The organism is Corynebacterium phocae (genome assembly GCF_008693075.1).
In the GTDB taxonomy this organism is placed as follows: Bacteria; Actinomycetota; Actinomycetes; order Mycobacteriales; family Mycobacteriaceae; genus Corynebacterium; species Corynebacterium phocae.
Genome location: NZ_VXKJ01000039.1, coordinates 58,188 through 69,005 on the forward strand (window position 1 = coordinate 58,188; position 10,818 = coordinate 69,005).

The window sequence follows — 10,818 nt, forward strand, 5'->3', positions numbered from 1 at the left end:
CAGATCCTACCAACTAAACCGAACGGGCCACCTACTCCGGCTTGGTTTCCCTGTCCATGAGCGCGGCTACCATCTGGTCCACGGTGATTCCGCGGTGGCAGACTCCAAAAACTGCTTGGGTCAGCGGCATCTCCACCCCTGCTTGTTGGGAGAGCTGGAAAATAGACGAGGATGATTTAACCCCTTCAGCTACCTGCCCGTTGGTCGCAGCAGTGGCTTCTTCCAGGCTCCCGCCTTGCCCCAGCCGGTAGCCGAAGGTGCGGTTTCGCGACAGGGTGGAAGCACATGTAGCCACCAGGTCCCCCATCCCGGCCAGGCCGGCAAACGTGCGAGGGTCTGCACCCAGAGCCACGCCCAGACGCGTAATTTCCGCAAGCCCGCGGGTAATCAGCGTTGCCATGGTGTTGTTGCCCAAGCCCTTGCCCGCCGCCATACCGCAAGCAAGTGCGATAACGTTTTTACAAGCGCCGCCCAGCTCCACGCCCACCACGTCCACATTTGTATAGGGCCGCAGGTACGGGGTTTGAATGGCTTCTTGAACTGCGACCGCCCGTGCTTCGTCGCTGCAGGCGATAACTGTTGCTGCGGGTTGTTCAGCAGCTACCTCCTTAGCCAAGTTGGGGCCTGAAAGTACAGCAATACGGTCTTCCGCAGCGCCGGTAGCGTCCGCAATAACCTGACTCATCCGTTTGAGCGTAGAGGTTTCTACGCCTTTGGAAATAGATACCAAAGTTGACTCTGGTGGTAGCAACGGTGCCCACGCTTCCAGGTTGGGACGAAGCTGCTGGGAGGGAACGCCAAAGACCACAATATCAGCGTTTTTGAGAGCCGTTTCCGGGACGGTCGTAGCGCTGACCGCTGCGGGCAGCTCTACCTCTGGTAGGTAGTCCTGGTTACGCCCGGTGGTGGCAATGGTCTGAGCTAGTTCTTCACGCCGGACCCACAAGGTGACCTGGTTACCGGCGTCCGCAAAGACCTTTGCCAACGTGGTTCCCCATGTTCCAGCCCCCATCACTGCAACGTTTACCATAGGTCTCCTACCCCTCATGTTTTGCTTTGATAGTTTTTAATGCCTTGCCCCTTATTCTAGGCTAAGACTGCCCCCGGATACATTTTGCAGCAGGGTCAAGGCCGGCCGGAGACCTCTTACCCGGCGCCAACCCGGCCACTGCTAGGCCGCTTCAACACCACCAGGCGAAGCCCTTTCCGGCAAAGTTAGCTCCCACCCTTTAAGCTAACTAGCAACTAAGCTAACTAGCAACCATGGCTTTTAGGAAAAATAACGTCAACGAGCAGGAGGCCAACGTGACCAAATTATCTGAGGAAGACAAAGACACCGCTCCGGAGATGTTTTTATCCGGCCGCTTTCAACAAATCCCGGTGGATCCGGGCGCGGAGTTTGACAAGACCACCCTGGCCGCCGGTGCCGTGCTGTGGCGCGGGGACCGCAATAATCCGGAAATAGCTGTCATCCACCGCCCCCACTATGACGATTGGTCACTGGCTAAGGGCAAAGTCGATCCGGGTGAGTCCCTCCCGGCCACCGCCGTGCGTGAGATCGCAGAAGAAACCGGGTACTCCGTGCGCTTGGGAAAGCTGGTGGGGAAAGTCACCTACCCTGTACAAGGCCGGACCAAGGTGGTCTACTACTGGGTGGCGGAGGTCATTGGCGGGGAGTTTAAGAAGAATAAGGAAGTGGATGAAATCCGCTGGCTAAGCCCCGCTAAAGCCCGAAAACTGCTGAGCTACAAAGTTGACGCGGACGTGCTTTCCAAGGCTGAAAAGCGTCTGCAGATGACCCCAGCCACGCGAATTCTCTACGTCCGCCATGCGCGCGCCCACCAGCGTAGGAATTGGGAGGGGGATGACAACCTTCGGCCTTTGGATAAAAAGGGCCGCCGCCAGGCTGAGATGCTGGTTCCGCTGTTGGAAGCCTACCAACCCAGTGCCATCTACTCCGCGGAGCCTGTCCGGTGCCAGCAGACCGCGGCCCCTTTGGCTGCTGAACTCAAACTTCCAGTCATAGTTGATGAACTGCTGGGGGATGCTGGGATTGCCAAATCCCCAAAGAAGGCCCGCGCGGCCTTTGACAAGCTTGCCTCCCGGGAAGGAACCACGGTCATTGTCAGCCAGGGCGCGGCCATACCCGCCATTATTAGCCAGCTCAACCCCGGATTTATCAAGACCGTAGATGGTGACATCAAGGCCAAGAAATCCAGCGTCTGGGTTTTAGCTTTCAACGATGGTGAGCTCACCGGCGCTGATTACCTGGCCAGTCCCCTGCCCGTGCGCTAACTACACCTGGACAGGGAACAGAGACCACAAGACCGCAGGCAGCTACCCAAAGGCCACCGCACCGCAGGGCAGGTGCCCAAAGGCCACCGCACCGCAGGGCAGGTGCCAGAAGGCCACTACACCACAGCTGGTTTGAAAGCGGGGCGCTTTTCCTCATACGCGGTGATAGCGGCCTCGCCGCGCAGGGTCAGTCCAATGTCATCTAGGCCTTCCATTAAGCGCCAACGAACATCATCGTCAACCTGGAATGGGTAGACGCTGCCGGCTACTGTGACGGTTCGGTCTTCTAGATTGACGGTCACCTGGCTTTCACCCGACTCCAGATGCTTCCAGATAAGTTCAATGTCGCTGTGGTCCATGATTCCGGTGAGCAGCCCGGCTTTGCCAGAGTTACCGCGGAAAATATCGGCAAACCGGGAGGAAAAGACCGCCTTGAAGCCGTAATCTTTCAGTGCCCAGACCGCGTGTTCACGCGAGGAACCGGTGCCAAAATCTGCTCCGGCAAACAGTACTGAGCCGTCGCGGAATTCCTCTTGGTTGAGGACAAATTGAGGGTTTTTGCGCCAGTTGGCAAACAGGCCGTCTTCAAATCCGGTGCGGGCAACCCGCTTTAGGAACACTGCGGGGATGATCTGGTCGGTGTCTACGTTTGAGTGTCGCAGCGGCACGCCAGTGCCGGTGTGGGTGACAAACTTCTCCATGATTTTTCTTTCCCTTTGTCGCTTAAACTAATTCGGAATCTAGATCGGCTGGGCTAGCTAGGTGCCCGGCCACCGCAGTGGCGGCAGCCACCAGAGGTGATACCAGGTGCGTGCGTCCCCCTGGCCCCTGACGGCCTTCAAAGTTGCGGTTGGAGGTAGAAGCAGAGCGCTCCCCTGGTCCAATCTTGTCTGGGTTCATTCCCAGGCACATGGAACACCCCGCCGTGCGCCACTCGGCCCCGGAGGCCAAAAATACCTCGTCTAAGCCTTCCTTTTGAGCTTGGAACATGACCTGCGCCGAAGATGGGACAACCAACATCCGGGTTCCGGGCGCAACCTTTTTGCCCTTGAGAACGGCAGCGGCCTCGCGCAAGTCTTCAATTCGGCCGTTGGTACAAGAGCCCAGGAATACGGTGTCAATCTTCAGGTCCCGCAGGGCGGTTCCGGGCTCTAAGCCCATGTATTCGAGAGCCTTTTTCGTAGCGGCACGCTCATTGTCGTCTGCCGCGTCCTCCGGAGACGGCACCGTGGCACCCAACGGCAGCCCCTGGCCGGGGTTGGTTCCCCAGGTCACAAATGGGGTTAGGGAGGATCCGTCGATATGGACAACGGTGTCAAACTCCGCGCCTTCATCAGTAGCCAGGGTCTTCCAGTACTCTACTGCGGCGTCCCAATCGGTACCCTTCGGGGCGTACTCCCGTCCGCGAACGTATTCAAACGTGGTCTCATCAGGGGCTACCATGCCGGCGCGGGCACCTGCCTCGATGGACATGTTGCAGATGGTCATGCGCGCTTCCATGGATAGCTTGCGAATAGCCTCACCGCGGTATTCGATGATGTGCCCCTGGCCGCCGCCGGTGCCAATCTTGGCAATAATCGCCAGGATAAGGTCTTTGGCGGTGACACCCTCTGCGAGCTCCCCGGATACTTCTATTGCCATAGTTTTGAAGGGCTTGAGCGAAAGCGTTTGCGTTGCCATCACGTGCTCTACTTCAGATGTGCCTATCCCCATAGCGATGGATCCGAAAGCCCCGTGGGTCGAGGTGTGCGAGTCACCGCAAACAATGGTCATACCGGGCTGCGATATGCCCAGCTGAGGTCCTACTTGGTGGACAATTCCTTGTTGTTTATGCCCCATGGAATACAGCCGAACCCCGAACTCTTCGCAGTTCTTGCGCAAGGCTCCTACCTGCGCACGCGAGGTTTCATCGGTGATTTCCAGAAGGCTCCCGTTCTTAATCCCCTGGGTGGGCACGTTGTGATCCTCGGTTGCCAAATGAAGCTCTGGGTGGCGGAGTTTCCTACCAGCTAAGCGCAGGCCTTCAAACGCCTGTGGACTGGTTACCTCGTGCAGAAGCTGGAAATCTATGTAGATTAAATCAGGGGCACCGTTTTCGCCCTTGGTGACCACATGATCGCGCCATACTTTTTCCGCTAGAGTAAGTTGTGCAGCCAATTCTCTTACCTCACTTGAAATCTCAAAGATTGAAACGTACATTTCATTGTATGGGAGAGTATAGCGCAGTATCCGGAATTAAAGTACTTGATAGAGCCGTTGCCATCATGCTCGCGGCCACTAACAAACCATCTACCTTGCAAGACCTGTGTGACACCACGGGCTTGCCGCGCGCCACCGCGCACCGCTTGGCCACCGCACTAGAGGCGCACCGCATCATCATGCGGAACTCGGAAGGAAAATGGACCTCCGGGCCAGCCCTACCCGGCAACCGGGAACGTCTGATTGAAATCGCAGAGCCGATCATGGAAGAACTCCTGGTCACTACCGGGGAGTCCATCCAGCTTTACCAACACACCGGTGACACCCGCACCTGTATCGCGGCTAAGGAGCCCCGGTCAGGGCTCCACAATGTGGTTCCCGTAGGCCGGCAGCTTCCGCTTGACTCCGGGTCTGGAGCTCGCGTGATTGCCGCATTTGGCACCGGTAACAGCGGTGATAACGGTTTCTTTCCACCGGAAGAACTGGAACAAGCCCGCAGCGATGGCTTTGCGGAATCAATGGAAGAGCGTGAGGCGGGGCTGGCATCTATCTCCGCCCCGGTACTAGATCCCAGCGGCACGCTCATGGCAGTGCTCTCAATCTCAGGCTCCGCAGAAAGGTTTAGCCCTTCACCCGCTCAGAAGTTTGGGCAGCAGCTCTGCGAAGCCGCCTCCGCTTTAGGTAGAGCCCTCTAGGGTCAACCGCACGGTTAAGGCTCCAAATCCCGTCCCGCTCCCGGGGCGGGGCACCCCTCACAAGGACTCTAGCCGCCGCAGCTTAACGGCGTACTCCGGTAGCAAGGGCAGGCCGGGGGCGCGGCGCTCAACCACGTCGTAGATCGCTTGGTACCACCACTTTTGATCCTCTTTGGCGCTGGAAAACCGCTGCCACAAGGCCTCCCCCACCTGCTCGTGGTCTGCCAGCATTGAGCTGAGATTGTGTAGCTTGTCGCAGGCGGCCACTACTACGGCACCGTACGGGGCGGCATTCAAACGCTCGATGTAGGCATGAGCCCGCGCTTGCCAGTTAGGCAAGGAGCTGTCCTTGGTCACGCTCAACACAAAGTCAAGAACTTGCGGGCCAAAATCCGCCAGTATGTCCTCGGAGCTGTATTTTTCCGGGACGTCCTCGATGGTGTCGTGCAGCAGGCACGCAATCAAAACATCTTCTTCAATCTCTGGATCCAAGCCTTGCTTGCTGGCAACGTGCATAACAGAAAATATGTGGGACACGTAGGGAATGCCGGAGCCCTTGCGGTAGTGCCCGTCGTGGGCTGCGGCGGCCACGTTCACTGCCCGCAGAATCCGCGGACTCAACACCTGATGTGCGCCCATGCCGTCCTCACTATCCCTTGTCATCATCTCTCCCAGTCTAAACCGCAAACACCAAGACCCGCACAGCAAGCAGGGAAAATCCGGGGGCTGTGTCCACCGGTGAACCTAGCCCCCGGGCAGAAACCACAACCGCCTATAGGAAAATGCCAAAAGTTCCAATGAAGCCTCGAATATCGTCAATCAGCAACCCACGGCTGCTGGTGGAGGAAAAGGCTTCCATAGGCTCACCAACGTAACGCAGGCCATGTTCGGCCAAATTGCCGGTATTAACCGAAACGGGCAAATCAGGGTGCCGCGACACCCTTCCCTGGTGCGGAAGGGTAGCTATCTCATGCGGGCTTGGCATCAGCGCGAAGTTTGAATACGTACCGGCGTCAGCGCCAAAATTCTTCAAAGTTTCTCCTGAAAAAATGCCCACTACTCCGGGCTGGCCCGGGATGTAGACCCCGGAACCGGAATCACCGGAAATCTTGTGCATCAACTGGGCTGAAACCATCCCCGGGCGGGCACGGCGGGGTGTGACTGCGGAACAGGTTTCGGGCGTGTGCCTACCGGTCGCGCAAATAATGCCACCGGGTTCGGGTACCGGACGGATTCCGTCGCCGCTAATGGGATTTCCGCCGGCAACGGTTCCATGCGCAAACTGGATGTAGGCCAAATCCCGTTCCGCTGTACCGGAAGGCCAGAAGTACCGCAGTGTGCCAATATGTGACCCAAATTCGTTGTAGATGGCCTGGCCGTTGAAACCACAGTGGGCGGCAGTCCAAGCGCGGTCGGGCTCAACGTAACCGATTGTGCAGGTGGCTCCGTTTGCGGTCGTAGTCTTGTGCCCCTGGATGGCAATGGCCGGCGCCGCTGCCTGCGCAGCCGGGGCAGTCAGTGCACCCCCGGCAATGCCCACAGCACATGCCACGGCAGCCAGCTTGTGAGCGGCCCCTTTAAGAATTTTTCCCATCTAGATAACCTCCACGAAAAATCGGACTGATACTTAACCAAGATTTTAACGCTATTTAAAAACCCAATAGGACAGAACTCGCGAACGACTCTTATTGAAAATCTGACGGCAATAGTGTTTAATGAAAGAGAACTGAAAAACCACTGGTAATGACTCTCGATTTCATTACCAATCCCAACTCTAATGGAGGACATTTTCACTATGACTACCGCTACCCACCCCATTCACGAAACTCACGAGCACACCCACGGCACCAACTGTGGCCACGTTGCCGTGCCCCACGGTGACCACACTGACTACGCCCACGACGGCCACCTGCACCGCGAGCATGAAGGCCACTGGGATGAGTGCCTGCCAGCTGACCACAAGACCGCAGAAGAGCACGCAGACCACGCTCACGGTGAAAACTGTGGCCACGTTGCAGTTCCTCACGATGACCATGTGGACTACATCCACGACGGCCACCACCACGCGCCCCACGGTGATCATTACGACGAGCACTAATTCCACACCAGATAGCATTTAGCCACCTAGCACCTGCTGGGTGGCTTTTTGTCATGTATAAATAGTTAGATAAGCCAAACCGGCCGTCTACTCCCCACCCCAATGAGGAACACCTGTGTCAGCCCTAAACACCGTCTTGGAAAGATTCTCCCTAGCCACCGTGATTGACTGGTCTATAGCTCTGGTCATAGTCATTTTTGGCTTCATTATTGGCGCTATCGTGGGACGGTGGGTCAAGACCCTCTCGCGCTTTGATTACCTAGATAGCGCCGCCGCCGCGTCAACGGTGTCCATTGCTTCCCGCATGGCGCAGTCGTTCATTATCGTGGCCTCGGCAATCATCGCCCTTGACGTTATTGGCATTGACTTGGGCCCGGTCCTAGCCAGCGCCGGCGTCCTTGGCGTCGTGGTTGGCTTTGGCTTAAAAAACGTCGCGGAAAACTACATCTCCGGAGTCATCCTGGCTTTCCGCCGGGCTTTTGTTATCGGGGATGAAATCATTGTGGACGGGGACATCACCGGCCGGGTTGAAGAGCTGAGCTTGCGCTATATCCGCTTGCGCACCAGGGACGGCCTGCGGGTCTATGTTCCTAACTCCACCATGTTGAACCAGACCTTTGTTAACCTGACCCGCAATGGGACCCGCCGTGCAGAGTTCAGGTTCACTATTGACTACGCTAATGATTTGCAACGGGCGTGTGACGTAGCCATCCTGGCAATTAATGAGGTAAAGCTCATTGACACCACTCACAAACCCCAGGTATGGGTGTCAGAATTTGACTCCGCTGGCGTGGTGCTCGTGGCCCGTTTTTGGTACGAGCCCACGGGGCTGGGTGAGGGCTTGCGCAGCCGGGCGATGATTGCCGTCAAGGAGGCCTTTGAGAAGGAAAACATCACCCTGCCTAGCAACGTTTACCAGTTCGCGCCCGCTGAACAGCCCCACTTCCCGCTGGACCCTGGAGACTAAACCCCCGCCTAACAGTGGGTTAAACTCGGGCCGGGGCCGTGCAGTAATCTAGATAACTATGAATAGAACGCGTGTATTTGCCGGCAGGCTAGCCGGCATGGTGGTCCTTGGCCCCGACGGTGATTTTGTGGGCCGTGTTCGCGACATCATCATTTCCATTTATGATGAAAAAGCCACCGTTTTAGGTGTAGCTGTGGAAGTAACCGCTAAGCGCAAAATCTTCATCCCCATGTTGCGCATTGCCTCCATCGCGCCGGGTGAGATGACCACTAAGTCCTCCACCATTGACATGCAACCTTTCCGTAAGCGCTCCGGTGAGCTGTCTTTGCTAGATGACCTCATTGGCGCAAAGGTCCATACGGATGATCCGGATTTCCCTGCTTTGCACGGCAAGGTTATTGAGATTGTGGACGTGGAAATTGAACGGACCCGCACCCGGGATTGGCGGGTGTCGCGCGTGGCGGTTACCCAGCGCACGCGGCTGGGCCGCCGGGGCAAGGTTGACATCATCTACCTCAACCACATCCAGGGCCTGCACGCCTCCGGCACCGGCCAGATCAATCCTGACGCGGAGCTGTTGGCGTCGTTCAAAGAAATGCATGATGCCGATGTCGCCTCTACGTTGCACGAGTTGCCCGCTGAGCGCCGCAACAAGATCGCTTCAGAGATGGATGATGAGCAGCTAGCGGACGTGCTTGCGGAGATGCCGGAGGACCACCAGGCAGAAATTCTAAGCAACATGAACATCGAACGTGCTGCTGATGTCTTGGAAGAGATGGACCCGGACGACGCAGCTGACGTACTCGCGGAGCTTCCCGATGAAAAATCGGATGTGCTGCTTGAGCTAATGGATCCGGAAGAATCCGCTCCTGTTCGCCGCTTGATGGACTTCTCCCCGGACACGGTGGGTGCGCTAATGACGCCGGAGCCAATTATCTTGGCACCACAGGCGACCGTCGCCGAAGCCCTAGCTCGTGCGCGCAACCCGGAACTTTCTACCTCTCTGTCTTCTATCGTCTTCGTTGCCCGGCCACCTTATGCAACGCCTACCGGGCACTACTTAGGCGGTGTTCACATGCAGAAGCTGTTGCGGGAGCCTCCGTCTACACAGATTGGCGGAATCATCGACCTGGATCTTCCGGCTCTGTTTGCCGAGGACAGTCAGGAAACTGCCGCCCGCTACTTTGCTACGTATAACCTGGTGTGCGGCCCCGTGGTGGACGCCAACAATCACCTGCTGGGCGCGGTTGCAGTCGACGACCTCCTCGACCACCTCCTGCCGGAAGACTGGCGTGAACAAGACTGGCGCGTGGATAGCCCAACTGTGGCTAAACCATCCAAAACGGAAAGGAAGATTAAATAGATGGCAACCAATTCTTCCAAGTCCGGAAAATCATCCAAATCAATCCTGGATACCCCGGCTTCTCAGTTAAAACGCAAGCGCATCACACTAGACGGTGACGCCGTTGGCCGTGAGGCGGAAAAGATTGCCCGCTTCTTGGGCACCGGCAAGTACTTGGGATACCAGACTGTTTTTGTGATCATCTGGATCATCTTGAACATAGCCATGGTGCAGTACGCTTGGGACCCCTACCCCTTTATTCTGCTGAACCTGGCCTTTTCTACGCAGGCGGCTTACGCGGCTCCGCTCATCCTACTGGCACAAAACCGCCAGGACGCCCGCGACCGCATGTCCTTGGATGAGGACCGCCGCCGCGCCGCCCAAACCAAGGCGGACACGGAATTCCTGGCCCGTGAGCTAGCCGCCGTACACGTGGCGGTGGGAGAAACCGTCACCCGTGACTACCTCCGCCGTGAGTTAGACGACTTGGAAGAACTACTCCACCGGATTGAGGACAAACTTGAGGACCGCCGCCACGACGCAGAGGCCCTCCTGGATAAACACACTGACAAGGACCAGCCTCGCTAGCCTTCCGGCCGGCGGACTCTGGTTACCCTACGGCGAACTCACTTAATCACCTGAATGACATGGACATTCAATAGCAATTATCACGCTCTGATTCTATAGACGGTTGGCAGCGATCAGCTACCCGTTCCTACTCCCCGTGTTAGTATTCGGCTATGGGTTTAACCTCACCGAATTTTTTAAAATTCGTGACAAACTCAAGGGGGGAACAGACGCTTGATGGTGTCTGGATCATTGATTTCTCCTCGAAATAGTTTTCCATCCATCAATAATACTTTAGGATAATAAATGACTAAGCACGAAGAGATTTTGAGCAAACCCCACTACTCAATGGTTCGAATAGACCGAAGCAACTTCCTCTCGGTTCGCGACCAGTGGGAACTATTGGCCGGCGAGGACGTATTTCAGAGTGAGTTCCACGCCAAGTTTGAAGGCATAGAGTCTGATTTGGACGCAGTTGGTCTGTATGTGGTCTCCTAGAAGTGATCCAGATTGGCGCGGAAATTGATCCACTTGGTGGATCAGTTTTTGGGCTGGTTTGGCTGCGGTGTGCTGGTTGCTTTTGCCTTGTTTGGGGTGGGCGATTGGTGTTGCCGTTGTTGTTTAATCGCCACTTCTCGGTGGGGTTGGCGGCCTG

The 10,818-nt window shown here is 56.7% G+C and carries 12 protein-coding genes; 7 read left to right on the plus strand and 5 right to left on the minus strand.

Annotated features, from left to right (window positions below):
• Positions 1-31: 31 nt before the first annotated feature.
• Entirely contained in the window at positions 32-1,030 is a 999-nt protein-coding gene (locus F4V58_RS06185) for an NAD(P)H-dependent glycerol-3-phosphate dehydrogenase (RefSeq protein WP_075734285.1), read from the minus strand.
• 233 nt (positions 1,031-1,263) lie between these two features.
• Between F4V58_RS06185 and F4V58_RS06190 the strand changes: the two genes are divergently transcribed.
• Positions 1,264-2,295: an NUDIX hydrolase gene (locus tag F4V58_RS06190; RefSeq protein WP_075734287.1), complete on the plus strand. Its 1,032-nt coding sequence runs from the start codon at positions 1,264-1,266 to the stop codon at positions 2,293-2,295.
• 116 nt (positions 2,296-2,411) lie between these two features.
• Here the strand turns inward: F4V58_RS06190 and leuD are convergent, their stop codons facing one another.
• Both leuD and leuC read right to left on the minus strand, forming a co-directional pair.
• Positions 2,412-2,996, minus strand: a complete 585-nt coding sequence (leuD, locus tag F4V58_RS06195; protein WP_075734289.1) for a 3-isopropylmalate dehydratase small subunit — start codon at positions 2,994-2,996, stop codon at positions 2,412-2,414.
• A 22-nt stretch (positions 2,997-3,018) separates the two neighbouring features.
• Entirely contained in the window at positions 3,019-4,494 is a 1,476-nt protein-coding gene (gene leuC / locus F4V58_RS06200; RefSeq protein WP_428840529.1) for a 3-isopropylmalate dehydratase large subunit, read from the minus strand.
• 8 nt (positions 4,495-4,502) lie between these two features.
• Here leuC and F4V58_RS06205 point away from each other — a divergent pair, with 8 nt between their 5' ends.
• Entirely contained in the window at positions 4,503-5,189 is a 687-nt protein-coding gene (locus tag F4V58_RS06205; RefSeq protein WP_075734291.1) for an IclR family transcriptional regulator, read from the plus strand.
• Positions 5,190-5,246: 57 nt separating this feature from the next.
• Here F4V58_RS06205 and F4V58_RS06210 read toward each other — a convergent pair whose 3' ends face one another.
• Together F4V58_RS06210 and F4V58_RS06215 are read right to left on the minus strand one after the other, a co-directional pair.
• The gene (locus F4V58_RS06210; RefSeq protein ID WP_245802954.1) at positions 5,247-5,855 is read right to left on the minus strand and encodes an HD domain-containing protein; all 609 of its coding nucleotides are present in this window, start codon (positions 5,853-5,855) and stop codon (positions 5,247-5,249) included.
• 106 nt (positions 5,856-5,961) lie between these two features.
• The gene (locus F4V58_RS06215) at positions 5,962-6,783 is read right to left on the minus strand and encodes a chymotrypsin family serine protease (RefSeq protein WP_075734295.1); all 822 of its coding nucleotides are present in this window, start codon (positions 6,781-6,783) and stop codon (positions 5,962-5,964) included.
• Between the two features lie 201 nt (positions 6,784-6,984).
• Between F4V58_RS06215 and F4V58_RS06220 the strand changes: the two genes are divergently transcribed.
• The 5 genes from F4V58_RS06220 (at position 6,985) to F4V58_RS06240 (ending at position 10,661) form a co-directional block, all read left to right on the plus strand.
• Entirely contained in the window at positions 6,985-7,287 is a 303-nt protein-coding gene (locus tag F4V58_RS06220; RefSeq protein ID WP_075734297.1) for a hypothetical protein, read from the plus strand.
• A 115-nt stretch (positions 7,288-7,402) separates the two neighbouring features.
• Positions 7,403-8,254 (plus strand): mechanosensitive ion channel family protein, encoded by an 852-nt coding sequence (locus F4V58_RS06225; RefSeq protein WP_075734299.1) that lies wholly within the window; start codon positions 7,403-7,405, stop codon positions 8,252-8,254.
• 58 nt (positions 8,255-8,312) lie between these two features.
• Complete coding sequence (locus F4V58_RS06230; protein WP_075734301.1) at positions 8,313-9,617, plus strand: magnesium transporter MgtE N-terminal domain-containing protein; 1,305 nt, start codon at positions 8,313-8,315, stop codon at positions 9,615-9,617.
• Complete coding sequence (locus F4V58_RS06235; RefSeq protein ID WP_075734303.1) at positions 9,618-10,184, plus strand: DUF1003 domain-containing protein; 567 nt, start codon at positions 9,618-9,620, stop codon at positions 10,182-10,184.
• Between the two features lie 285 nt (positions 10,185-10,469).
• The gene (locus F4V58_RS06240; protein ID WP_075734305.1) at positions 10,470-10,661 is read left to right on the plus strand and encodes a hypothetical protein; all 192 of its coding nucleotides are present in this window, start codon (positions 10,470-10,472) and stop codon (positions 10,659-10,661) included.
• Positions 10,662-10,818: the final 157 nt, after the last annotated feature.